Origin of the sequence: Flavobacterium sp. 316, assembly GCF_000967805.1 — a bacterium.
Taxonomy (GTDB): Bacteria; Bacteroidota; Bacteroidia; order Flavobacteriales; family Flavobacteriaceae; genus Flavobacterium; species Flavobacterium sediminilitoris.
Genome location: NZ_JYGZ01000001.1, coordinates 119,761 through 144,968, shown reverse-complemented (window position 1 = coordinate 144,968; position 25,208 = coordinate 119,761). Strand labels below are relative to the sequence as shown.

General features: G+C 28.6%; 21 protein-coding genes. 8 read left to right on the top strand and 13 right to left on the bottom strand.

Annotation, left to right across the window (positions count from 1 at the left end; genetic code table 11):
• The first annotated feature begins 8 nt into the window (after positions 1-8).
• Positions 9-1,874, top strand: a complete 1,866-nt coding sequence (locus SY27_RS00655; RefSeq protein ID WP_045966478.1) for an LTA synthase family protein — start codon at positions 9-11, stop codon at positions 1,872-1,874.
• A gap of 9 nt (positions 1,875-1,883) precedes the next feature.
• On the top strand, positions 1,884-2,945 hold the full coding sequence (locus tag SY27_RS00650) for a glycosyltransferase family 9 protein (protein ID WP_045966476.1): 1,062 nt from the start codon (positions 1,884-1,886) through the stop codon (positions 2,943-2,945).
• Here SY27_RS00650 and SY27_RS00645 read toward each other — a convergent pair.
• Both SY27_RS00645 and SY27_RS00640 read right to left on the bottom strand, forming a co-directional pair.
• Positions 2,935-3,747 (bottom strand): glycosyltransferase family 2 protein, encoded by an 813-nt coding sequence (locus tag SY27_RS00645; protein ID WP_045966474.1) that lies wholly within the window; start codon positions 3,745-3,747, stop codon positions 2,935-2,937. The two genes, SY27_RS00650 and SY27_RS00645, sit on opposite strands and share 11 nt — an antisense overlap.
• A gap of 114 nt (positions 3,748-3,861) precedes the next feature.
• On the bottom strand, positions 3,862-4,623 hold the full coding sequence (locus SY27_RS00640; protein WP_045966472.1) for a hypothetical protein: 762 nt from the start codon (positions 4,621-4,623) through the stop codon (positions 3,862-3,864).
• Positions 4,624-4,697: 74 nt separating this feature from the next.
• Between SY27_RS00640 and SY27_RS00635 the strand changes: the two genes are divergently transcribed.
• Complete coding sequence (locus SY27_RS00635; RefSeq protein WP_045966470.1) at positions 4,698-5,753, top strand: glycosyltransferase family 1 protein; 1,056 nt, start codon at positions 4,698-4,700, stop codon at positions 5,751-5,753.
• On the opposite strand, the gene SY27_RS00630 is transcribed toward SY27_RS00635, so the two are convergent.
• Complete coding sequence (locus SY27_RS00630; RefSeq protein WP_045966467.1) at positions 5,754-6,614, bottom strand: hypothetical protein; 861 nt, start codon at positions 6,612-6,614, stop codon at positions 5,754-5,756.
• Between the two features lie 76 nt (positions 6,615-6,690).
• Between SY27_RS00630 and SY27_RS00625 the strand changes: the two genes are divergently transcribed.
• The gene (locus SY27_RS00625; protein ID WP_045966465.1) at positions 6,691-7,686 is read left to right on the top strand and encodes a glycosyltransferase family 2 protein; all 996 of its coding nucleotides are present in this window, start codon (positions 6,691-6,693) and stop codon (positions 7,684-7,686) included.
• On the opposite strand, the gene SY27_RS00620 is transcribed toward SY27_RS00625, so the two are convergent.
• The 8 genes from SY27_RS00620 to pseB are packed head-to-tail and all read right to left on the bottom strand — an operon-like array spanning position 7,687 to position 17,010.
• The gene (locus tag SY27_RS00620) at positions 7,687-9,156 is read right to left on the bottom strand and encodes a hypothetical protein (RefSeq protein ID WP_045966463.1); all 1,470 of its coding nucleotides are present in this window, start codon (positions 9,154-9,156) and stop codon (positions 7,687-7,689) included.
• A 2-nt stretch (positions 9,157-9,158) separates the two neighbouring features.
• A complete protein-coding gene (pseI, locus tag SY27_RS00615) occupies positions 9,159-10,196 on the bottom strand; it encodes a pseudaminic acid synthase (protein WP_045966461.1) in 1,038 nt (345 codons plus the stop codon).
• Positions 10,193-11,209: a GNAT family N-acetyltransferase gene (locus tag SY27_RS18750; protein ID WP_161794107.1), complete on the bottom strand. Its 1,017-nt coding sequence runs from the start codon at positions 11,207-11,209 to the stop codon at positions 10,193-10,195. The genes pseI and SY27_RS18750 overlap by 4 nt, the downstream gene beginning before the upstream one ends.
• A 1-nt stretch (position 11,210) precedes the next feature.
• Positions 11,211-13,304, bottom strand: a complete 2,094-nt coding sequence (locus SY27_RS00600; protein WP_082084275.1) for a glutamate-1-semialdehyde 2,1-aminomutase — start codon at positions 13,302-13,304, stop codon at positions 11,211-11,213.
• Positions 13,298-14,146, bottom strand: a complete 849-nt coding sequence (locus SY27_RS00595) for an aldo/keto reductase (protein ID WP_045966459.1) — start codon at positions 14,144-14,146, stop codon at positions 13,298-13,300. Before SY27_RS00595 ends, SY27_RS00600 begins: the two co-directional genes overlap by 7 nt.
• Complete coding sequence (locus SY27_RS00590; RefSeq protein ID WP_045966457.1) at positions 14,147-14,818, bottom strand: class I SAM-dependent methyltransferase; 672 nt, start codon at positions 14,816-14,818, stop codon at positions 14,147-14,149.
• A complete protein-coding gene (pseC, locus tag SY27_RS00585; RefSeq protein WP_045966455.1) occupies positions 14,811-15,995 on the bottom strand; it encodes a UDP-4-amino-4,6-dideoxy-N-acetyl-beta-L-altrosamine transaminase in 1,185 nt (394 codons plus the stop codon). Before pseC ends, SY27_RS00590 begins: the two co-directional genes overlap by 8 nt.
• A 4-nt stretch (positions 15,996-15,999) precedes the next feature.
• Entirely contained in the window at positions 16,000-17,010 is a 1,011-nt protein-coding gene (gene pseB, locus SY27_RS00580) for a UDP-N-acetylglucosamine 4,6-dehydratase (inverting) (RefSeq protein WP_045966453.1), read from the bottom strand.
• Between the two features lie 88 nt (positions 17,011-17,098).
• Here pseB and SY27_RS00575 point away from each other — a divergent pair, with 88 nt between their 5' ends.
• The 3 genes from SY27_RS00575 to SY27_RS00565 all read left to right on the top strand — a co-directional run bounded on the left by SY27_RS00575 (position 17,099) and on the right by SY27_RS00565 (position 20,241).
• The gene (locus SY27_RS00575) at positions 17,099-17,665 is read left to right on the top strand and encodes an L-threonylcarbamoyladenylate synthase (RefSeq protein ID WP_045966451.1); all 567 of its coding nucleotides are present in this window, start codon (positions 17,099-17,101) and stop codon (positions 17,663-17,665) included.
• A gap of 75 nt (positions 17,666-17,740) precedes the next feature.
• Complete coding sequence (locus tag SY27_RS00570) at positions 17,741-19,156, top strand: CCA tRNA nucleotidyltransferase (protein ID WP_045966450.1); 1,416 nt, start codon at positions 17,741-17,743, stop codon at positions 19,154-19,156.
• Positions 19,157-19,221: 65 nt separating this feature from the next.
• Complete coding sequence (locus SY27_RS00565) at positions 19,222-20,241, top strand: COX15/CtaA family protein (RefSeq protein ID WP_045966448.1); 1,020 nt, start codon at positions 19,222-19,224, stop codon at positions 20,239-20,241.
• A gap of 13 nt (positions 20,242-20,254) precedes the next feature.
• Here the strand turns inward: SY27_RS00565 and SY27_RS00560 are convergent, their stop codons facing one another.
• Positions 20,255-21,517 carry a PDZ domain-containing protein gene (locus SY27_RS00560; RefSeq protein WP_045966446.1) on the bottom strand — a complete coding sequence of 421 codons (1,263 nt, stop codon included), beginning with the start codon at positions 21,515-21,517 and terminating at the stop codon, positions 20,255-20,257.
• A 181-nt stretch (positions 21,518-21,698) separates the two neighbouring features.
• Between SY27_RS00560 and SY27_RS00555 the strand changes: the two genes are divergently transcribed.
• Positions 21,699-22,892, top strand: a complete 1,194-nt coding sequence (locus SY27_RS00555) for a pyridoxal phosphate-dependent aminotransferase (RefSeq protein ID WP_045966444.1) — start codon at positions 21,699-21,701, stop codon at positions 22,890-22,892.
• A gap of 91 nt (positions 22,893-22,983) precedes the next feature.
• On the opposite strand, the gene SY27_RS18045 is transcribed toward SY27_RS00555, so the two are convergent.
• Positions 22,984-25,208: T9SS type B sorting domain-containing protein (locus SY27_RS18045; RefSeq protein WP_161794106.1), on the bottom strand; the 2,225-nt coding region annotated here is incomplete at its 5' end.

Sequence of the window (25,208 nt, the reverse complement as noted above, 5' to 3'; positions counted from 1 at the left end):
ACAATAACATGCAAAATTATTTTCAAAGTGTAAAACTGTTTTTTAAACGTTTTACACTTGTTTTATTCTTATACCAAATTTGTCGTATTTTATTTTACTTATTTAATAGCAGTAATTTTAATGCTATTACTTTTAAAAGTATTATTGGTGGTTTACATTTTGATTTATCTGCAATAGCATATATCAACCTTCTTTTTGCTTTATTTCATTTTATTCCAGGTAATTTTAAATATAAACCTAGTTACCAAAAAGTATTAAAAGTAACTTTCTATACTGTTAACCTTATTTTTCTACTTACTAATTTTGTGGATTTTGAATATTATAAATTCACAGGAAGAAGAAGTACATTTGGTATGATAACAGCAAGTGGAATGGAAAATGAAATTAAAACTTTAATATTTTCTTTTCTTTCTGAATTTTGGTATTTACCAATTATTGCGATACTGCTTTCTTTTCTATTTTGGAAATCAATTCCTACATTAAAAATTATTTCAATTCAAAATAATACTAAAATTCAAATCTTAAAACAATTTGGGTTTTTCTTGCTTTTTATGGGAGTTATTTTTTTATTTGGAAGAGGTGGTTTTCAAAAAAAACCATTACGAATTGTAGATTCGGTAAGTTATGGTTCTATAAACCAATCTGCGTTTGTATTGAATACTCCTTTTTCTATTTTAAAGACAATTGGTAAGAAAGAAACATTAGAGGCTCCTAATTTTTATTCGGAAAAAGAATTAAATACTATTTTCAATCCAGTATTAGAAATTAATCCAAAAGGAGAACCTACAAAAAAAAATGTAGCAATTATAATTTTAGAAAGTTTTGGTAGAGAGAATATCCAACGCGGACAAACTCCTTTTTTAGATTCTCTACTAACTAAATCTTTGTTTTTCGAAAATGGTTTTGCAAATGGCAAACTTTCTATAGACGCTGTTCCTTCTACACTTTCAAGTATTCCAAGTTTAATGAATCATTCATTAATCACTTCCAGTTATGCTATAAACAATGTTTATGGATTGCCAAAAATATTAAAAGACAATGGTTACAATACTTCATTTTTTCATGGTGCTTTTAATGGTAGTCAGAATTTTGATCAATATTGTAATGTTGCAGGTTTTGACAACTATTTCGGTAAAGATGAATATGTGGGTCCAGAATCTTTTGATGGAACATGGGGTGTTTTTGATGAAGACTTTTTTCAATTCTATTGCAGTAAAATGAATGAATTTAAAGAGCCTTTTTTTACTACAATTTTTAGTATTTCATCTCATAATCCTTATACTATTCCTGAAAAATATAAAGGGAAATTTCCGAAAGGAACGACAAAAATTCAAGAGAGTATTGCTTATACTGATTATGCATTAAAACTATTCTTTGAAAGTGCTAAAAAACAAGATTGGTATAAAAATACTATATTTGTTTTAACAGCCGATCATACTTCATCAGAAGCAACAGAGAAAAAATTTGAGACAAATGTTGGAAAATTTAGAGTCCCAATTGCTTTTTTTAACCCTGGTGATAAAAATTTTGGAGGAATCAGTTATCGTAATATGCAACAAATTGATATTATGCCATCAATTCTCGATTTGTTAAACATTAAAACAAAAATGATTACTTTTGGAAAACCATATAAATCTGAGAAAGATTTTGTTGTTTATTATTTAGATAATATTTATCATTATATTGATGGTGATTATTATATGGCTTTTGATGGTAAAAAGGCAATAGGTTTATATCATTTTAAGAAAGATGAATTATTGAAAACAAACCTATTAAACTCGAATAAAGAGATTAGAACTAAAATGGAACGTTTTATTAAGGCATACATTCAATCTTTTAATACTCGATTAATAGATAATAAATTAGTTTTATAGTACTTCAAAATGAAAGTTTTAGTTATTCAGCATAAAATGATTGGAGATGTTTTAGTAAGTAGCATTATTTGTGAAAACTTGAAAAAAGCATATCCTAACGCACAAATTGATTATTTAGTCAATAATAATACTGTTGATATACTAAAGAATAATCCTTCTATCAGTAATTTAGTCATTTTTAACCCTAAAGAACAAAAAGGGATATGGAATTTATTACAATTTGCTTTTAAAATAAGAAAAGAAAAATACGATTTGGTAATAGATGCTTATTCAAAATTACAAAGTTGGATTATTTGTCTTATATGTGGTGGCAAACAAAAAATATCATACCTAAAAAAAGGAAGAGAATTTATTTATACAGATACTGTTCCTTTTGCAGCATTTCCAGAGACTTACTTAGGTTTAGCCATAGAAAGACGGTTATCTTTACTTAATCCTTTACATTTAGCTATAGAGAAGATAACTGAACCCAAATTATATTTGTCATCAGAAGAAATTGAAAAAGCAAACGAAGCTTTTAAATATCATTCTATTGATTCTTCTAGAAAGACAATCATGATTAGTTTACTAGGAAGTGAAAATATAAAAACATATCCTCTAAATTACATGACTCAGGTTGTGGATTATATCGGAATTCATTATAATGTAAATATTCTCTTTAATTATTTTCCAAAACAACTAGAGCAAGCAAAAGAAGTGTTTGAAAATTGTTCTGATAAAACAAAGTCGAAAATATATTTTGAATTATTTGGAGATAGTTTGAGAGATTATATGGGACTTATGAATAATTGTGAATTAATAATTGGTAATGATGGCGGTGCTATTAATATGGCAAAAGCTTTAGGGAAATCGTCATTTATTATTTTTTCACCATGGATTGAAAAGAAAATTTGGGCTACATTTGAAGATGGAATAAAACATACTTCTGTTCATTTAAATGACTTTAAACCTGAATTATTTGAAGGTAAAACAGAAAAAGAGTTAAAAAGCCTTTCTTTAGAATATTATACTAAGTTTGAACCTGCTTTATTTTTAGAAAATATTAAAAGCTTCTTAGATTCTAAAGTTTAAGAATTCCGTTTTTGGTTTGTATAATTTTATTTTTAATATTATAAGCTCTTATTTTTAGGTTTTTATCCCATTCTTCTTGCTTAAAATATCCTCTTTCATGATCTAAATGCAAACAAATTGCTGAATACCTAATCTGTTTAGATAAGATGCCATAGTTTAGCATCCTTTCTCCTATTTCTCTATCTAATCCACCATATTGCATATCTTCATTAAAACCATTCACTGCAATTAAATCTTCTTTAAAACAAGAGGTGTTATGTCCGTTAAATGTCCTTTTTGTAGGAGTAATCCAATTCATAAACAATGTAAAAGGCTTAAATCGGATTAGTTTAGTTAATTTAAAATTTGTTTTTACTTTATTTTTAGACAACCATGAAGGGTTAAAGCACTGTTTAGATAAAATATCTTCTTTTGTAATTATAGAAGATGTGTATAATGGTAATTTGAAATAACCTCCAGATAAAAAATATCCTTTTCTTTTATATTTAAGATGAGTTGATACAAAATCTTCTCTTGGAATACAATCTCCATCGGTAAATATAATATAATCTGAGTTTGCTTTTAAGATGGCTTTGTTTAATATTTTGCATTTTTGAAAACCATTGTCTTCTTGCCAAACATGTATTATTGGATATTTAAATGAGTGTGAAAATTGATCCAATAATTCTCTGGTTTTTTGGGTAGAACCATCATCTGCAATAACTACTTCAAAATCATTCTCAGTTTGGTTTTCATAACCAATAAGAACTTTTTTGAGCCATTCTTCGGAGTTGTAAGTAGTAATTATTACTGATAGTTTCATTCAAAGTATAAAAAGGTGAAAAACGCTTATCTTACAAATTCAAAAAAATATGTAAATGAAAAATAAAGCGTTAAATAGAACCACAGGCAAAAATAGCATAAACAAATAAAAATACTACTTTTTCCAAAACTTTAATTTCTTTTTTAACCTTTTTTTTCTGTGAAACCTATATTGAAAATCCTGAGTAAATTGCCACATTGTTTTAAAAATGTGTTCTTCTTCTTCTCCAGATACTTTTGCATACTCATTACTCATGATTGTAATCATTTCTTTTTTGGGAGTAATTTTTGAAAGATTCTTCATTCTTAATTCAAAACTCATTTCTTTATGGAAATTCATTCTATTTAAATCTACTAAATAAAAATTATAAGTACCATCATGATTATTCTTAATTAAAGTGTTTCCAGGAGTATGATCTTTAAATTCAATTCCATTTTTATGCATATCATAGGTAAAATGAATAAACTGACGTAAAATATTCTCTCCATCTGGATAATTCGTTTCAACTAATTCTCTATATGTTAAATCGCAAAATATATGCTCACAAACATAATAACTATCTTTTAGTCCTATAATATCTGTATTTTCAGAATAAGCAATAGGTTTAGGTGTTCCAATATTATTTTTTAGTAAAACAGTTGCATATTCATAAGAACGCCTAGCTTTTGACTTTCTAAAATACTTATAAATAATTCTATTAATTAATATAGGTTTTCTAAACGATTTTATATTCAACGTTAATGCTTCGTCAACCTCAAAAAGTTTAATTGTATTTCTTTTTCCAGCAACAAATAATTCGCCTGATGTATGAAAATTTTCAATACTCGAAATTATTTTATTTTTTAGATTTGTATATATAGGAAAAATGGTAAGCATCTTTTTTTTGCCAAAAATAAGGATAACCAATTAATTATTTGGAAACATATCTTATTTTTACTGAAATTAATTTCATGAACGTTTTTTTAGAATCTCACAACATCAATAACAAAGCAGGTGGTCTTGGAACTTTTAATTACCAACTAATTAAAGCTATTTCTAATTTAGATATTTCCAATTTAGATATTACACTAAATGCAAAACATCCTGAAAGATTACAAAATGAATTTAAAAACACGTTTAAATATTCAAAATATACTAGTTTAGAACGTCATTTTTTATTTAGAAAAAAAACAAAATATGATGTTTGGCATAGTTTAAATCAAAATACAAAAGTTGAGCCCTTTTTTAAACCTAAAAAATACATTTTAACTATTCATGATGTTAATTTTGTAGAAGAGATCTCAACAAATATGAATCATAAGGTTAATAAAAAATTTATTGAAAAATTAAATCGCGCTGATGTTATAACTTACATTTCTGAGTTTGCAAAGAAACAAACACATCAATATTTTAATGTTCCAAATGTTCCTGAGCACATTATTTATAATGGCAATCCGTCAGAAGTAAAAATTGAAAATAATTCTTTCGTTCCTGATTTTAAATTAAACCAACCTTTTTTCTATTCTATTGGTGATTTTATTCCTCGTAAAAACTTTTTATCAATAGTAAAAATGATGTCATTTATTGAAGGATATCGTTTAATTATTTCTGGAAATAATCAAAAAGAGTATGGTTATGAAATTAGTAAGTATATTACTGAAAATAATTTACAAGATAAAGTTATTCTAACTGGAAAAGTCAGTGATGAAGCTAAACAATATTATTTAGAAAATTGTACTGCCTTTCTTTTTCCTTCTATTAGAGAAGGTTTTGGCTTACCTCCTATTGAGGCTATGAAATTTGACAAACCTGTTTTTCTTTCAAATTTAACTTCATTACCTGAAATTGGTGGCGATGCTGCTTTTTATTGGGATAATTTTGACCCATATTATATGAAAACTTTTTTATTTTCTAAACTGAATGATTTTGAAAGCAATAAGCATTTTTATCTTGAAAAAATAAGAACTAGAGCCAATTTCTTTTCTTGGGAAAAAGCTGCGAAACAATATTTGGAGTTGTATAAGTAATTATTTTTTGAATAAAAACTTAAACCATTGTCCGAAATTTTTCTTCCAAATATAAAATGATGAGGGTAAAAAATCTTTAGGATTAAAATTTTTGGAAACTTCATCGATATTTTTACCTGTAACGTAGTTCAATGATTTCCATTTTTCTGGCTCAATGTAAAATACATTTTTCAACTCTTGATAATTTTCTTTTGTAGCGCTTTTCCATTTTTCTAAAAAATGCGGATTCAATTCATTTTTATGTCCCCAATTTTTAAATTTTGTTTCTAATTCTTTTTCAGAACGAGACAGCGTTTCGTGTAAAATTAAATTATCAGTATAAATAATTCTTTTTCTCGTATTTCTTCCTACTTTATAATTCGGAATATTTGTTGCTGTTAAGCAACGAGTTGGTTCATCTACATACAAAAAGCCATCTTCTACAAATTTGTAAATGTTTACTAAATATGCAGCAATTTGTATTTCTTGAGCTTTTGGTGATTTTAAATAAGAATCATATTTTCTTATATCGGAAACAAATTTTTTAAAATCTAAAAAATATTCATCTGCATCTAATTGAATTAACCAGTTTCCAATACCCATTTTTTCTGAAAGCATTTTTCTTTCTCTAACTTCACATTCCATTGTGGTTAAATTTTCTTGATAAAACTGATCTTCGTAAATCACAATTTTATTTTCTGAATCTACTTCTTTTATCCAAGAAAAAAATGAAGCGTCTATTGAAAATGAAGCGCCATTCCAAGTTTTTCTGTCTTTATCTATTGCTAAAAAAATGGTGTCTGCATCTTTATAAACTCTAGGCAAAGCATTTTTTAGTAATTCATAATCGTAAGAAATTAAGAAACCAACTTGGATTTTCATGAGTGTAATTTTTATTTTACAAATATAGTATTAACCCTTTTAAATAGTTACTTTTGTTTTTGAAAAATATCTTTTTATGCAAAAACTAACAGTAGTTACACCTGTTTATAATGGCGAAAAATTTTTAAAAGAAACAATTGAAAGTGTTTTAAATCAAACCTTTAAAGATTTTAAGTATATCATTCTAAATGATAATTCTACTGATGCAACTTTATCGATACTTGAAAAATTTCAAGCGCAAGACGATAGAATTGTAATTGTTAACAAAGTGAAAAATGAAGGTCCAGCAAACTTAAGAAATGAAGGAATTGCAATGGCTGAAACTAATTTTGTTGCATTAATTGATGCGGATGATATTGCAATGCCTACACGTTTTGAGAAACAGATTAAAGTAATGGAATCCAATGAAAATTTAGGTTTGTGTGGAACGTGGTTTACAATTTTTGGGGACAAAAAAGAAAAAGTAATAAGACATTCTGTTACGCATGATGAATTGAAAGTTCAGATGTTAAACAATTGCGGAATAGGAAATCCTACTGTAATGCTGAGAAAAAATTTATTAGGTGATTTTAAATTTGAAAACCGATTTGTTCCTGCGGAAGATTATGGTATGTTTTGCGAATTTATCAATAAAGCCGAATTTTATAATATTCCTGAATCTTTAGTACGATATCGTTGGCATCCAAATAATATCAGTCAGACTAAAGAAGAAAATCTTAGAAAATCGGAAGTTTTAATTAAAAAACGTCAGTTAGAAAATTTAGGAATTTCATCTGAAAATAAAGATTTTCAATTTTATATTAATGCTGTTTCTTTAAAAAGAAATTTAACTTTTGAAGATATTAAGCAAACTATTAAAGCATCTAAAATATTAAAAGCTAATAATTTGAAATTGCATTATTGTAATCAAGAATTATTAGAAAAACACATTGATAAAACTATTTTAAGAACTATTCGAAATGCTAAAATATACAACTTTGAATATTTCAAGTATGTTAAAAATGAATCTGGTTATTTTTCTAAAATCAAGTTTTTAGATAAAGTGGTTTTTTATCTAAAATGTGTGTTTTAACTATTTATTAAAAAATCTTTTTAATTCACTAGTAATTCGATTTGCCTTTATTTTTTTCCCTTTGTAAGTTCCTTTAGAGATATTAATAGGCTCGTAGTTTTGATACTTTATACCAAAATTCTCATTCCAATAGCCATATTTTAATGTGTCCTCAGTATCAATTTTTGGAAATTCGAAAGATGAATTTGTAATTGCGTTTATAGTTTCCTCATGAGATTTAGGAATGTAAAAGCAGTTTAAATTCTCGTAAGCAGCTTTTCCTAATAAGATTACGTTTTTACCTGCAAAAGCAGCTTCTGCTCCAACTGTAGATCCAAACACAACAATGATATCACTTTTATTGATTAGGGCATAAGTATCGACACTATCTTCTGCTCCAATAATTTCAATACTATCAATTGTTCTTAATTCTTCTTTTATAAATTTATTTTGAGCGTTATTTAATCCTTTCAAATTAGGATGTATTCTCAAGTATAACTTTATATTTTCATGAGATGAAAGCGTTTCGGCAATCTGTTTAATTCCTAAATTATCGTTTTTATAAAAATAAGGTCCAAACCCTTCTAAACCTTCATATTCATCTAAAGAAGAATTGAATATAGTGATGACTTTTTTTCCTTCATTATGTTTAAAACTTTCTGGTAATCTTCCTTCTTGTTGCTCTTTTGTGAAAGAATACCAAGCATCTTCAACACGTTGAATCCTATTTGTATAAAAGCGTTTTCCTACTTCATTTTTGTCATCTTTTGCATTTTTCCATAAAGATTCCATTTCCTTACTGATTGTTTCTATTGAGTGCGGAATAGAATTTTCTCTAAATAAAAAAGTGTTTAACTTGCCACCTCTTTCATGAGTAGCATATTTTATATTGTTTTGTTGGCATGTTCGCAATAACGGACGATTTTCAACAAAACGTCCATTAAAAAAGATTACTAAATCTGGATTAATATTTTTTGTTATTGTATTAAAAACTTCAAACAAATAAGCTCCTGTTTTAATACCATCAACAATAAATTTTTGATGATTATCTAATTTAGGTTCATGATCTCTAGTAAAAGAAACCAAAGAAGAGGCAGTTGCCATACCTAAATCATAACCATTATAAGAATATTTCTTTAACTCTTGAATAGAATTAAAATCAAATTTTAAATTTTGTTTAGCTATATATTCTTCAAATTTTAAATAATTCGAATATTCTATAACTATTAATTTTTCTGGATTTTTAGTATTTTTTTTTACTTCTTGAATTCCTTTTTTTACTCTAGAAATGCACACATTACAAATCCATTTATCATGTGTAGGATTGTTGAAACAGACTTTGAAATCTTTTTTGCAAACTAGCCAATAAATGGTATTATTTTGTTCTAATAAACGTTCTACTATTTCCATTTCCGTTTCTAAATGCGGAATAGGATGATAAGAACTTTGTATTAGTATGGTTTGATTATGGATTGTATTGAGTGGATTCATTCTTATTGTATAAAGTCTAAAGACATTGGTGTTCCTTTTTCTAACTTTTGATTGGCTTTTTTCCCTATAATTTTATTAAAATACTTAGGATGCAAACCAAAACCAGGTCTTACAGAGCGTAAATTACTTTCTGTAAATACTTCTCCTTCAGTAATATTTTCTGCAATATATAAAGAACGGCTAAAGTCTTTTCCTTTAGCTTGTTTTTCAGTTAAAGTATAATCAACATTTCCTATAGCTTTTTCTGCTTCTCTAACTGCTTTAACCATTGCAGTAAATTCTTCTTCATTCATTGAGAAAGAAGCATCTGGTCCACCAATACTTCTATCCAGAATAAAATGCTTTTCAATAATTTTGGCACCTAAAGCAGTTGCTACAATTGGAACAGTTGCTCCCATAGTGTGATCAGACAGTCCAGAAATAACGTTAAATCTTTCTGCTAAATCCTTTACCATACACATATTTGCTTCTTCAATAGGTGCTGGATAACTTGATGTGCATTTCAATAAAGCAATATTATGATTTCCAACACGTTTACATGCCTCAACAGCTAATTCAATATCAATTAATTCGGCTATTCCTGTCGAAATAATAATAGGTTTCATTTTTGAAGCTACATATTCAATCAAAGGAATATCAGTTATCTCGAAAGATGCAATTTTATAAGCTGGAGTATTTAAGTTTTCTAAATAGTCAACTGCTGTTTTATCAAATGGAGATGAAAAACAAATTAGACCTTCTGCTTCAGCTGCTTTATAAATTTTCTCGTGCCATTCCCAAGGTGTATAGGCTTCTTTATATAAATCATGTAATTTTCTTCCATCCCAAATGGTTCCTTTTATAACAAAATCTGGTTTTTCAGAATCTAGTGTAATTGTATCTGCTGTGTAAGTTTGTAATTTAATACAGTTGGCACCTGCTCTTTTTGCTGCTTTTACAGTTTCCAAAGCAGTTTCTAAACTTCCGTTATGATTGGCTGATAATTCTGCAATAATAAATACTGGAGAATTTTTATGTATTTCGAAATTTGCTATTTTCATTTTTTAAATATATAATGATAACTAGTATGATTTTGGTATTCCAAAACAACATCTAATTGATAACCTGCTTTTTGAAAGGCTTTTTCAGACGTTCTATTTTCTACTTTAATATAAGCGCTAATGGTATAATTTGGATTTTCTGCTATAAATTGTTTTGAAGCGATTTCTAACATTTCACTCGCATATCCTTTTCCACGATGATCTTTATCATTTGAAATTCCAATTATAGCAATTTCATCGTCTTGCTTTTGAATACGAACTTGACCAATTGGTTGTTTCAAATGATTTTCAAATACATACATAGCACAAGAATCGTCTTTTATTTTAGCTAAAAACCAATTGCTATGATTTTCTAATGAAATAACTTCTGATTGATAAGAATTTTCTCTAACAGAAGCATCGTTTGTCCAATTAAAATACAACATTAAATCATCTGTATTCGCTTTTCGAAAGCTAATATTACGATTCATTTTAGCATGATACACAACATCTAAATGTTTTCCGTTAAAAAAACAATGTTCCTTTAATCGCGCTTCTTCTTTAAATCCGCAACTTTCTAAAGCTTCATATAAATGAGGTCGTAAATCAAATGCATAGGTAAATATTTTATGAAAATTTAAAGCTTCAAACGCTACTTTTTCTAATAAATTAAGAAAATTCGACCAATATTTTAAAAAATGTTCTTTCTCTAATTCCGTTTTCATTACAAATGAAATCTCTGCATTTTTATCAATCCAATTGATATGTACCAAGCCTCCATAACCTATAAATTCATTATTTTCAAAAAATGAGAACAATAATTGACTTGGTTTTTCAACTTCAAATAAAGCTGAAATAACAGTAGAAAAATAAAACTCTTGTTTCTCTTTGGTTAAAGGTTCAGATTGTCTTAAATGATATAATTGTGAATTACGAATGTCTAAAATAGCATATTTGTCTTCATCGCGAATGGGTTCGATATGAAAATCATCCGATTTAAAAATGTTATTTGTTAGACATTTATACTTTCTCATTTTACAATAACTTTCTAAAAACAGCTTTTGCTGGACTTCCTTTTAATAAACCTTCGTATCCTTCTTTTAAAGCTTGTTGATATACTTTAATACTTTCGCTAAATGCTTTTGCAAAATAATAAATATCTTCTTCTGTATGAGAAAAACATGGTACAAAAACACCTTGAAATAGTATACCACGACGAATCATTTCTTGTAAGAACAATGTTCTAAAACCTTGGCAAGCTTGTTTGTTTTGATCTTTGAATACGAAAACAGGCATCCATGCAGAAGGCATAATATTGATATAATCTGTAAGGTTATTTTCCTGAATTAATTGGCTACATAAATCAATTAATTTTTTACCTAAAGCATGATTGTGTTCGATTACATTATTGTTTTTAAACACATCAATTGTAGCAATTGCAGCAGAGAGTCCGTGCGTTTCTCCACCATGAGTAGTTGAGATTAAAAATACTTTTTCTTCACCTTCACGTGTAATTCCACCTAATTCCATGATTTCTTTTTTACCCGTTAAGGCACAAAATGAAAATCCGTTGGCAATTCCTTTTCCCCATGTTGCCATATCTGGTGTAATACCATATTTTGTAATTGTTCCAGGAAATTCAGTTTTGAATCCTGTTACCATTTCATCAGCAATAAATAAAGCTCCATTAGCATGACACAGTTCGATAGCTTGTTTTAAGAACTCTTCATTAGTATTCTCACAAGTACAATTCGCACATTGATTCTTTTCTGGTTCAGTAATTACACAAGCAATTTGGTCTGGATATTTTTCAAATAGCTCTTTTAATGATTGAATACTACAACCTTTAAAAGTTACTGATAATTCGGAAATTTCATCTGGAACTCCTTTATTACAAGCCGTTTTACCAATAAACCAATCATCATAGCTATAAAAAGGATGATCTCCTGGGAACGCAACCAATTTTCTACCAGTATATGCACGTGCTAATTTAACTGCAGCAGTTGTTACGATAGACCCGTTTTTAGAAAACTTAATCATATCGTGACCTGGAACTAAATCTAAGAATTTTTCTGCAATTTCTTTTTCTAAATGAGAAGGTCTTTGAAAATTGACACCATTGTTTAATTCACTTTTTACAGCTTCTACAACAGCATCATATGCGTGACCTAAACTCACACTTGTTAATCCCATAGAACAATCTAAAAACTGATTACCATCTACATCCCAAACGTAAGCTCCTTTTCCTTTTACGATAGCGGCTGGAGAAAGAATTGGGAATTGATCATCACCTTTTGAGTAGGTATGACAACCACCAGGAATTAATTGGTGAATTGAATTTCTATATTCGTCTGAAGCAACAAAATTGGTGATGTTGCGTAATTTAATTTCTTCAAATTTACTTTTCATATAACCTTGATTTCTAATTATAGAACCGTTTATTTCTTTTATTTTTGGATTGTCTAAAATATAATCTGCATATATTTTCCATGATTGATTTGCCCCTAAAGTATCTATTAAATGCTCAATCACATTGAAATCTAAAGCTTCATCAACTGTAATTCTAATTTTTGAATATTTTGCATCAATAGAATCGTTTGCATACTGTGACAAATCTATTTTTCTTCTTATGTATGGTGTAACATGCTCTCTATCTGCTTTTAAAACTGCATTTCCCCAAGCTTCTTCAAGCATTTTATAAGAGAAAACTTCTACATCTAATCCGTCTGGATATTTGTCTTCAAAAACATTAGAAAAATAATCTAATTTATTGGAAATACAAAACTGAACCGTTTCATCAATTAATTCAGCATCGATCAAAGGACAATCGGAAGTTACTCGTACTACATAATCTGCGTTTTCATCTTTTACAGCTTGATAAAAACGATCTAATACATCGTTTAGGTTTCCTTTATAGGATTTTAAATTAACTTGTGTTGCAATATCACAAATAGCATCAGATTCGGCTTCATTTGTTGTAGCAACTATCCAGTCATTAACAATTTTAGATTGCTTAATACGCTCTAAATGATACTCTAAAAGTGTTTTATCTTTAATTTTAAGTAACACTTTTTTAGGTAGTCTTGATGAACCTATTCTTGCTTGTGTTATGCCAACTATTTTTACCAATTTGCAGGATTTAATAATTCTTTATGTGTAACCTTAATAGCATTTATTGCTTCAAAAATGGAATTATCTAGATTCCAATGATTAACAGCATTAATATTGTCTGTTAATTGTTTTTCATTTTCAACACCTATAACTACTTTGTCGATGTTTTTATTCAAACAGGCAAAGTTTAGCGCTAAATCGGCTATACTTATTTTATACTGATTTGCAATTTCTTTTAACTGATTTAATTCTGTTTTTAAAGGTATTAATTTTTCTGGTAACGATTCTGTATTTAAAAAATATAATCCTTGCAAAAAGACAGAACGACAATGTATTTCTACATTTGTCTTTTTTAACTCCTCAAAATATGGAGTGAACTTTTGATCTAATAGACTAAAAGGAATTTGAATAATATCTGGAATTAAATCCAATTGTAATAATGCCTCTAATTGTTTTGGAGTATATAAAGAATAGCCTATTTTCTGGATTTTACTCTTTGTTTTAAAATCTACTAAAACGTCCCATAATTTCGGATTTTCAATTAGGAAATCACCATTATGCGCCATAAAACCATATAAACGATCTTGTTTTAATCTTATGATGGAACGTTCTATATTTTCTTTTAATTCTGAATTTGAACTATATTTTGGGAATTTAGAAATAATTTGAGCTTCATTAGGTAAAAAAGCAGCAATTCGTTCTTCTGCATTACCATAAGCAATTGCAGTATCGAAAGTGTATATGTTGTTTTTTACAGCAGTTTCAATTATTTGAGACAAATCTAAATCTGTTGGAATTCCTTTTGTGTTAGATATTCCATATTGTAAGCCAAATTGTACTGTGCCTAATGCTAATTTCAATTATTTGTAGCTTGAATTAATGTCTTTTTTAAGCAACGAAATACTATATTTATCATAGTAATCATTGGAAGCATCTAACTTTTTTGTTGAATGACTAAAAGTTGATTTATCTAATAAATAATATAATTTTGAAATGGTAAAAATTTTATCATAATTTTGTTTGTAAGAATACGCTTGAAATTCATCAATATGCTGGTAACTATTTTTTAAAGAAGATTCTGAAAAGAAATCAATTATGATGATAACACCACCATTTTTAAGTACTCTATCAATTTCTGAAATCACTTTGAATAAAATATTTCTATCAATTACATAAAATACAAAACCAACGATAATTACATCTAACGATTCATTTTCGAAATTACTTAAATCATCAGCAGTTCCGTGTAAAAAGTTTATATTTTTATAGCTCTCTTTACCAAATTCAATTGCTTTTTTTGATGGTTCAATACCGAAAACAGTAGATTTAGGATATAATTCTTTTAAAGCTTTTAAACGATAACCTGCTGAACAACCAATTTCTAAAAACGATTCACAATCAACATTATATCTTTGAATCAATTCAATTACTTTATCTCCAGAAGCAGTGTAACTGTTAATAATACTTTTATTTCGTTCAAACCAATTATCGGCTTCATAGGTTAAAAAAGATTTTTTTTGACTATTACTCATAAAATTGATTTATTTTTTGAATTACAAAGTCTTGTTCAGCTTCTGTTAATGTAGGGTACATAGGCAAACTAATACAATTTTTATAATAGTTTTCCGCAATGGGTTGATCTCCTTCTTTATTACCTTGTGCTTTATAAAAAGGCATTAGATGACATGGAATATAATGAATTTGGGCGAAAATTTTGTTTTCACGCAAATGATTATACAATCCTAATCTATTTTCCACTTCAATAATATAAAGATGATAAGCATGTCCTTCAATTACACCAGATTGTCCTTTGATAAAAGATGAATTTTGAAAGGATTCATTATACTTTTTAGCGATGGCTCTTCTTTTCTCAATGCCAGTTTCTGCCTTATCTAATTGACTGATTCCTAGTGCTGCTTGAAAGTCGGTAAAACGATAATTATATCCTAAAGTTTGCATTTCCATGTACCAGCCTGGGTAATTTCCATTATGATTTTCAGTTCCATTTGCAAATTCCAACGAATTTTCAAAGACATTTATATTTCTTGTTATACCATGTGTGCGAAGCATTAATAGTTTATGATATAACTCTTCATTGTTAGTCGTAATCATTCCTCCTTCTCCTGTAGCAATGTGCTTTACAGGATGAAAAGAAAAAATAGCTAAATCGGCAAAATTACCATTTCCGCAATTTTGCTGAACACCTTTACTATCGATAAAATAACCTCCTGGAGAATGACAAGAGTCTTCAATAATCCAAAGATTATATTCATCGGCAATTTTTCTAAGCTCTTCAAGGTTTACCGCTCTTCCTGCAAAATCGACAGGAACAATTCCGGAAAATGTACCTTTTGGTTGACTTTCCAATAATTGTTTAATTTTTGGAATATCAATTAAATAGGTTTCTTTGTCTATATCTGAAAAAACAACTTCACCACCACAATATTTAATACAATTTGCAGAAGCTGCAAATGTAATGGGTGTTGTGATTACTTTTGAATTTTCATTTACATCTAGTGCTAAAGCGCACAAATGCAGAGCAGCAGTACCATTAGCGACAGCCACACTATATTTACAACCAATATATGCTGAGAATTTTTGTTCAAATTCTAAGATAGTTGGTCCTTGGGTAAGAAAATCACCTTTCAGAGCATTTGTTACTGATAAGATATCTTCTTCTGTTATATTTTGTTTTCCGTATGGTATCATTTAATTAAGCTTCAAAATCAGGATACAAATGTTCTTTTATTAAACTTCTCAAAGTATCAACAGTTTCCCATTCTTCATTATCTCCAGAATTATAATTAAAACCAACAGGTACTTTTTTAGCATTAAACGTTTTAATATACTCTTCCATGTTCCAATTAGTAACTTGTGGCAGAATTACATAATATTTACCCAAATCATAAGTGGTAAAAGAATCTGATGAAGTAATCATTTCTTCATGAATTTTTTCACCTGGACGAATTCCTACAATCTCTTGCTTACAGTTTGGACCAATTGCTTCTGCTACATCTGTAATTTTATAAGATGGTATTTTTGGTACATATAATTCACCTCCCCAAGCTTCATCTAAAGCATGTAATACCATATCTACTCCTCCTTTAAGTGAAATATTAAAACGTGTCATATTTGGATCTGTTATTGGTAACACTCCTTCAGACTTTTTATTCATAAAAAAAGGAATTACCGAACCATTAGACCCCATTACGTTACCATAGCGAACTACTGAAAACTTAATATCTTGTTTTCCTCTGATATTATTTGCAGCAATAAACAATTTATCTGATGTTAATTTTGTAGCTCCATATAAATTAATAGGTGCACATGCCTTATCTGTAGAAAGTGCTACAACTCTAGATACATTTGAAGATAAACAAGCTTTTATTACATTTTCAGCACCACCAATATTTGTTTTCACACATTCATCAGGGTTATATTCTGCAATATGAACATGTTTCATAGCTGCTGCATGAATAACATAGTCAATATCGGTAAAAGCTCTTTTCAATCTTTCTAAATCTCTAACATCACCAATAAAATAACGTATTGCAGGATATTTGGATTCAGGAAATTCTTGAGCCATTTGAAATTGTTTTTGTTCATCTCTTGAATAGATCACTAACCTTTTCACATTTGGCCATTTTTCTAAAATAGTTTTAGTTAATTCTTTTCCTAAAGAACCTGTTCCCCCTGTAATTAAAATTGATTTATTGTTCAGCATGTCTTATTTTTTCTAACTGCAAATATATGAAGTCTTATTTTATTTTCTTTTTATTATTATAATATCTTTGTTGAATAATTTATAAATAATGGATGTAAACAAAGAAATTCACAACGCATTTGAGATTATCAAAGAAGGAGGCATTATTCTTTATCCTACAGACACTGTTTGGGGAATAGGTTGTGATGCTACAAATGAAGAAGCAATTAAAAAGATTTATGCTTTAAAGAAAAGAGAAGAAAGTAAAAGTATGATTGTTTTGGTTAATGGTGAAAGGATGATGCATCAGGTGTTCAACGAAATTCCAGAAGTAGCTTGGCAAATCTTAGATTTTGCAGAAAAACCCACTACTTTAATTTTAGATAAACCAAAAAATGTTGCAAAAAATATCATTGCAGAAGACAACTCTTTAGCTGTTAGAATGGTTACTGAACCTTTTTGTTTTAGGCTAATGGAACGAATGAAAAGACCTTTAGTTTCAACATCTGCAAACGTTTCTGGAATGTTTACTCCAAAATCTTTTAAAGAAATAACTCCAGAAATTTTAAAAGGTGTTGACTATGTAGTAAATTTGCATCACGAAAAAATTTGCAGCAATCCATCAACCATTATTAAACTCACATTAGATAGTCAGGTTAAGGTGATTCGTAAATAATTTTGTTTAAAGTTTAACTGTTTAATGTCATTCTTAACATTACACATTAATACTTAAAACCTTTAAGCCTAAAAAATGAATTACAAACAGAATTTAGATCATAAAATATTTAAAATAGTATCTCAAGCAGCTAAAGAGCTAAACTTAGAATGTTATGTAATTGGCGGTTTTGTTCGTGATCTTTTATTAAATCGTAATCACAAAAAAGATATTGATATTGTAGCTGTTGGAAGTGGAATTGGATTAGCTTTAAAAGTTTCTGAATTAATCCCAAATCAACCAAAAGTTCAAGTTTTTAAAAACTATGGAACTGCAATGCTACGATTTAATGATATGGATATTGAATTTGTTGGAGCTAGAAAAGAATCATATACTTATGATAGTCGAAATCCAATAGTTGAGAATGGAACTCTAAAAGATGATCAAGAAAGACGTGATTTTACCATAAATGCTTTAGCATTATCATTAAATGAAGAAACTTTTGGAACTTTAATTGATCCCTTTAATGGAGTTACTGATTTACATAACAAAATAATTCGTACTCCTCTAGATTCTGATATTACATATTCCGATGATCCTTTAAGAATGTTACGTGCAATACGCTTTGCTAGTCAATTACATTTCGAGATTGAAATAAAATCACTTCAAGCGATCTCTAGAAATAAGGAAAGAATTAATATTATTTCTGGTGAGCGAATTGTGGATGAATTAAATAAAATTCTTTTATCCGAAAAACCTTCAATAGGCTTTTTATTACTATATGAAACTGGACTTTTAAATATTCTTTTACCTGAATTAACTGCTTTAAATCAAGTAGAAGAAATTGAAGGTCATACCCATAAAAATAATTTTTATCATTCATTAGAAGTCGTTGATAATATTTGTCCAAATACAGATGACGTTTGGTTGAGATGGGCTGCTCTTTTACATGATATTGGTAAAGCGCCAACAAAAAAATTCAATAAAAAACAAGGCTGGACTTTCCACGGACATGAATTTTTAGGAGGAAAAATGGTTAAGAAAATATTTGAACGTTTACACATGCCATTAAATCAAAAGATGAAGTTTGTTCAAAAAATGGTAACTATGAGTTCACGTCCAATTGTTTTAGCCCAAGATATCGTTACTGATTCAGCTGTTCGTCGTTTAGTATTTGATGCTGGTGAAGAAGTAGAAAATTTGATGACTTTGTGTGAAGCAGATATCACCACTAAAAATCCCAAAAAGTTCAATAAATATCATCATAATTTTAAAATAGTTCGTCAAAAAATTGTAGAAGTTGAAGAGCGTGATCATGTACGTAATTTTCAGCCACCTATTTCAGGAGAAGAGATTATGGAGTTATTTGGATTAAAGCCTTGTAGAGAGATTGGAACACTTAAGGAAGCTGTAAAAGAAGCTATCTTAGAAGGTGAAATTCCAAATGAATATGAAGCTGCTTTAGCTTTTATTTTAAAGAGAGCTGAAAAAATGGGATTACAAAAAGTTTAACTTAATATTATTTCCAAGATTACTCTTTAGTCGTTATTTTTGTAAAATTGAAAAAAAATCATCAGATGAAAAACAATAGATCTGTTATTATTTGGCTTTTAAGTGGTTGTTTATTGCTTTTTATCATGGTTATGGTTGGAGGAATAACACGTTTAACCAATTCAGGTTTATCTATGACTGATTGGCATTTGATAACAGATACTTTTCCTCCATTAAGTGAAGAAAAATGGGAGAATGCATTTGAAGAGTATAAAAAATTTCCAGAATATCAAAAGATAAATATTCACAAAGATTTTACACTTTCAGATTATAAATTCATTTATTTTTGGGAATGGTTCCATCGTTTTATTGGTAGAATTATTGGGCTTGTATTTATTATACCTTTTATCTATTTCTTAATTAAGAAAAAACTAGATAAACAAACTATACGAAAATGTATTGTTCTCTTATTCATGGGTGGATTTCAAGGCTTCTTAGGTTGGTTTATGGTTAAAAGTGGTTTAATTAATAATCCAGATGTAAGCCATTTTCGCTTGGCTTTACATTTAACATTTGCTTTCATCACGTTTGCCTATACATTATGGGTCGCTTTAGATTTAATATATCCTGAAAAAAATTCAATTATTAAACCTTTACGTAAAATCGCAAGATTTGCTTTATTATTTTTAATCATTCAAATTATATATGGTGGTTTTGTTGCTGGTTTAAATGCTGGTTTAATCCATAACCATTGGCCTCTAATGAGTGACGGACAATTTTTTCATGAAAGTATTACTTTAGAACAACCAACGCTTATAAAATCTTTCCTTGAAGGAAAAAGTGGCATTCAATTTATACATAGAACTTTTGCTTATGTAGTCGTCTTCATAATGTGTTTTTTATTTTTTAAGAGCAAAAAATACAATTTAAACAAGCTTCAATCAAAAGGAATAAATAGTATAATCATCATTGTTTTTATACAATTTGCTTTAGGAGTTTTAACTCTTCTTTACCATGTACCATTATGGTTAGGGCTAGCTCATCAATTAGTTGCATTTATATTATTATCGGCAATGACATTTACATTGCATCGTCTTTCAAAATAATTATTGTATAGAGTTATAAGATTTTTTGAAGTTTAAATTGAACATCTATAACCTTTTCATCTCTTTCAATTTGCATCTTTATCGTTTTTCCATCTTCTGATTGAAATAGATTTGTTATTTTTTGAATTGTATAATTATATGCTTTTTTACCATTTATTGATAAAATCATATCCCCTACTTTTAAACCTGCAATAGCTGCTGGTGAATTTTCCCTAACAGAATATATTTCAAAAATAGGCTTTAATTCAAACTTGTATTTAAAATCATGAGAGTTATCATAAGCAAATTCATTAGTACTTGTTATAATTTTAGCAAAGCTTAACTTTTCAGATACCCATATTGACCCTGCGTGTTGTACTTCTATTCCTGACATATTATAATTAAATGGCTCATCGAAATATTTATTCTTCATAAAATAAAATTTCTTGTTTTCATAATCAAGAAACCAATTAAAACGTTTAATAATTTCTCCGCCTAAAGAACCATTTCTTCCTTTCACAACATCTAATTGACTAAAAGACAGACTATCTGGATATGAAACTAATGCATCATTTAATTTAAAATTATTTAATTCAAGTGTTTCAACTCTAGACTTCTTTCCTCTTATATCTCCTCCTAATCCCCTTCCCAAAATATCTGTTATATACTTTTGATTACATCTTATACTGTCATTTTCAAATAACCACAATCCATCTCCTAAACCAGTATCCATTAATAACTTAATATCTAATATTTCTTCATCATTAATTTCTGAACTTATTTTAAAATATGGTTTATCACCTACAATTTCAATTGGTTTACTAGTATATTTCTTAGTTTTCTTTAAAATTACATCTTGTCGGTTTCTATATAAAATTACTTTTTGTCTTTGATAATTAATTTCGACTAAATAATCTTTAAAAAAACTCGCACCAATTATTCCGTTGATAGGAATCCCTAACTTATTAACTAAACTAATATCTTGATCAGTAATAAGTAGAACTTCAAAATTATCATCTAAATATTCTTTTACTTTAAGTTTATTATGATCTGAAATAATAGCTTCTAATACTTCTCCATTTCCTAATCCATTAATTTTAATTTTTCTTGAATCGTAAAATATAATACTATCGTTTTTAGGAAAGCTAAACAATAAATTTTTATCAGATCCCGTGTCTAAAAGCATATTTAACTTAGTATCATTTACTTCCACCTCCATAATAATCAAATTATGAGTCAACTCAAAAGGAATTACTATTTTATCCCTTTTAGATAACCATTTTGATTGACCAAACATAGTGATACATAAAAAAAAAAGTAAAAATAACGCTTTGTAATTTTTTCTTCATGAGAAAATTATTTTATTCTTAAATGTAAGAAAATTATCGAAATGTATATTATTCTTTAACATTTTAAAATAAAAAATACATCATATTTTGAGAAAAAAAATGCAATTTTGCATATCAAAATAAAACACAATGCCAAAAATATCTCAGAAAGGCTTACAAATGCCTGAATCTCCTATTAGGAAATTGGTTCCTTATGCAGAAATTGCAAAGAAAAAAGGACATAATGTATATCATTTAAATATTGGTCAACCAGACATTAAGACTCCTAAAGTTGCTCTTGATGCAGTAAAAAATGCTAATATAGAAGTTTTAGAATACAGTCATTCTGCTGGTTTTGAAAGTTATAGAAAGAAGCTTTCTGAATACTATAAAAATCAAAATTTACCAATTGACACTCAAGACATTATTATAACAACTGGTGGATCGGAAGCACTACTTTTCGCTCTTGGTAGTACAATGGATTCTAATGATGAAGTTATAATTCCTGAACCATTCTATGCAAATTATAATGGTTTTGCAGTCTCTTCTGGTGTAAAAGTTGTCCCTGTAATTTCTAATATTGAAACAGGATTTGCTCTTCCTCCTATTGAAGATTTTGAAAAACTTATAACACCAAATACAAAAGCTATTTTAATTTGTAATCCTGGAAATCCAACAGGATATCTATATTCCGAAGAAGAAATTAATCAATTAGCAGAGATAGTCAAAAAGCATGATCTATTTTTAATTGCTGATGAAGTGTATAGAGAGTTTACTTATGACGGTTACAAACATCATTCTATTATGAATGTTAATGGTCTTGAAAATCATGCTATAATGATTGATTCTGTTTCAAAACGTTTTAGTATGTGTGGTGCAAGAATTGGCTGTATTGTATCTAAAAATAAAGAGGTAATGGCTGCTGCAATGAAATTTGCACAAGCTAGATTAAGTCCCCCTACTTATGCACAAATTGCAAGTGAAGCAGCATTAGACACTCCACAAAGTTATTTTGATGAAGTTATAACTGAATATAAAGAGCGTAGAGATATTTTAATTTCTGAATTAGAAAAAATTGAAGGTGTACAAGTAGCTACGCCAAAAGGTGCTTTTTATTGTATTGCTAAATTACCTATCTCAAATGCTAATGATTTTGCTCAATGGCTTTTAGAAACTTATGATTTAAATGGAGAGACTGTTATGGTTGCTCCTGCTGCAGGTTTTTATTCTTCTCCTAATGTTGGTTTAGATGAAGTTAGAATTGCGTACGTTTTGAAAAAAGAAGATTTAATCCGTTCTGTACAAATCCTTAAAGAAGCATTATTAGCTTATAAAAATAAATAATATTATCTAACAACTAAAAAACAATTAGATGATAAAAAAATAGCCTCACAAATTGTGAGGCTATTTTTTTATCATCTAATATTAAAGAGAATTATCGTTTTAATGAAAAATGCGCTTTAAATATTTTACTTTGTTGATTTTCTTCATATTCTACAGTAAACCAATAATCTGTTGATGGTAATTGTGCACCATTTAAAGTACCGTCCCAACCTGCTCCTGAAGGGCTAATTTGCTTAATCAATTTACCATATCGATCAAAGATATAAAGTTTTGTATTAGGTTGATCTTGCAACCCTATGATATTCCAATTATCATTATATCCATCTCCATTTGGAGTGAAAAATTTAGGATAATCGATAACTAAAATAGTCTTTTCAAGATAAGTACATCCTTTTTCATCTACTACTGTTAAAGTATGTTCTCCCGCACTTACACCTGTAAAAACATTTGATTCTTGAAGATCTTGGTCATCTATTTGATATAAGAAACTTCCATTTCCATCAATAACATTTATAGTTACTGTTGCATTATCTGTAAAAGCATTAGTCACAGTATATGTAAAATCAGTTGCATTATTAATTTCAATAACATTTATAGTATTAGATACATTTGAACAACCTGTATTCAAGTTTTGAACTTCTACATAATAATTACCTGCTAATTCTGCTGCATATGTACTTTGATTTGCTCCAGTTATTAACCCTCCATTATAATACCAATTAAAATCATAATCTGATGTATTTGGTATACCTGAATCCAGTAAATGATTTTGGAATACTAACCCTGTAGACAATTCAACACAAATTGATCCATCTAATAATGCTGGTTGCGGTAATGGATTTACTACTTGAGTATATTCTCTTGGCACTCCTAAACAATCTCCTAATTTTGGAGTAAAAGTATAAACCGCTGTTCCTGCAATTAAACCTGTTGTAGTTAATACATGATCTATTAAATATGTATTAGATGTTGATACTCCACTAGTAATTCCACCTTCTACAGCTACTCCATTTAAAACAACACTCCACTCATATACTACATTAGTATTTCCTGATGATACAGTAACATTTGGTGTTTCTCCACTACAAATATCATTGATTGAACCTGAAAAAGTTAAATCATCTACAGGAATTGGATTAACTGTTACTGTAATATCAATAACCGTTCCTGAACAAATTCCTAATGTAGGTGTTACATGATACACTACTGTTGATGGTGTTAAATTCGCAGTAGTCAAAGTATCTGTTATCATTGTACCTGATCCATTACTTAATCCTGATACTGATCCACCAGAAATAACTTCTGAAGTCCAAGTAAAAGTTGCTGTTGGATATTCATCTGAATACAATTCTATCTGCGTAGTTTCTCCTGAACATATTGAGTCATCTACAATAGTATAGTCTACAGAAGGAATCGGATTGATTCTAACAGTAAACGTTTGTGTTTGACCAATACAATCTGCAACACCATAAGTTGTAACCACTAAATCTACTGGTTGAGTTTGACCTGCTAATAAGGTTATATTTTGATTTAAAACTATAGGTCCAACTCCATTTCCTGATATTACTTCATTTATTCCCTGAGAAGAAGCAGTCCAATATATTGTTGCTCCTACTACATCTGAAGTAATTGTTACATCCATAGCTTGACCTTCACAAATCTCAGGTGTATTATTAACAATAGTTACTGTAGGGGCAATAGTTACATTTAAAACACCACTATCTGATGCTTGTGGTGCACAACCTCCTGTAGTAGTTATACTATAATTATATGTTCCTGAAACTGTTGGTGTTCCATTAATTGTTACAAGATTCGTTGTAGAATCATAACTATAAACAACACCTGCTGGTAATCCACTAACTGAAACTCCTGTTGCTGTTCCTGAAACTTGATACACTATCGAAGTAATAGCAAAATTTTCACAAACAGTTTGATCTTCAGTTGATATATCTGAATTTAATGATAATGTTGTTGCTGGAAGAATTGTTACTGTCTCTGTAAGATTTAAAACTTGACTACATCCTGTAACAACATCAGTAATTGAAGTTAAAGTAATCGTTTGATCTATTGTAGCTCCTGTAACAACCACTGTTGCTGTTCCTGAACCATTTAATATAACTGGACTAGCTGGTAATCCTACAACTCCTGTATAACTAACCTGAGCTCCTGGAGTACCTGTTATCGTAAAAATAGCATCTGTATTAGAACATATAGAATCATTACCCTCCAATGAAATTAATTGAGGTGTAACATTAATCGTTACTGTAAAACTATTCTCATCTGTACAGTTTGGAGTAGTTCCTGTTTCTGCATAAA

Bases quoted from the DNA above. Each gene is read 5' to 3' on its own strand.
- SY27_RS00625 (WP_045966465.1), top strand. From the start codon at position 6,691: ATGCAAAAACTAACAGTAGTTACACCTGTTTATAATGGCGAAAAATTT.
- pseC (WP_045966455.1), bottom strand. From the start codon at position 15,995: ATGATACCATACGGAAAACAAAATATAACAGAAGAAGATATCTTATCA.
- SY27_RS00560 (WP_045966446.1), bottom strand. From the start codon at position 21,517: ATGTTTGGTCAATCAAAATGGTTATCTAAAAGGGATAAAATAGTAATT.
- SY27_RS00640 (WP_045966472.1), bottom strand. From the start codon at position 4,623: ATGCTTACCATTTTTCCTATATATACAAATCTAAAAAATAAAATAATT.
- SY27_RS00650 (WP_045966476.1), top strand. From the start codon at position 1,884: ATGAAAGTTTTAGTTATTCAGCATAAAATGATTGGAGATGTTTTAGTA.
- SY27_RS00635 (WP_045966470.1), top strand. From the start codon at position 4,698: ATGAACGTTTTTTTAGAATCTCACAACATCAATAACAAAGCAGGTGGT.
- SY27_RS00590 (WP_045966457.1), bottom strand. From the start codon at position 14,818: ATGAGTAATAGTCAAAAAAAATCTTTTTTAACCTATGAAGCCGATAAT.
- SY27_RS00620 (WP_045966463.1), bottom strand. From the start codon at position 9,156: ATGAATCCACTCAATACAATCCATAATCAAACCATACTAATACAAAGT.
- SY27_RS00570 (WP_045966450.1), top strand. From the start codon at position 17,741: ATGAATTACAAACAGAATTTAGATCATAAAATATTTAAAATAGTATCT.
- pseI (WP_045966461.1), bottom strand. From the start codon at position 10,196: ATGAAAATAGCAAATTTCGAAATACATAAAAATTCTCCAGTATTTATT.
- pseB (WP_045966453.1), bottom strand. From the start codon at position 17,010: ATGCTGAACAATAAATCAATTTTAATTACAGGGGGAACAGGTTCTTTA.
- SY27_RS00555 (WP_045966444.1), top strand. From the start codon at position 21,699: ATGCCAAAAATATCTCAGAAAGGCTTACAAATGCCTGAATCTCCTATT.
- SY27_RS00630 (WP_045966467.1), bottom strand. From the start codon at position 6,614: ATGAAAATCCAAGTTGGTTTCTTAATTTCTTACGATTATGAATTACTA.
- SY27_RS00645 (WP_045966474.1), bottom strand. From the start codon at position 3,747: ATGAAACTATCAGTAATAATTACTACTTACAACTCCGAAGAATGGCTC.
- SY27_RS00565 (WP_045966448.1), top strand. From the start codon at position 19,222: ATGAAAAACAATAGATCTGTTATTATTTGGCTTTTAAGTGGTTGTTTA.
- SY27_RS00575 (WP_045966451.1), top strand. From the start codon at position 17,099: ATGGATGTAAACAAAGAAATTCACAACGCATTTGAGATTATCAAAGAA.
- SY27_RS00655 (WP_045966478.1), top strand. From the start codon at position 9: ATGCAAAATTATTTTCAAAGTGTAAAACTGTTTTTTAAACGTTTTACA.
- SY27_RS18750 (WP_161794107.1), bottom strand. From the start codon at position 11,209: ATGAGAAAGTATAAATGTCTAACAAATAACATTTTTAAATCGGATGAT.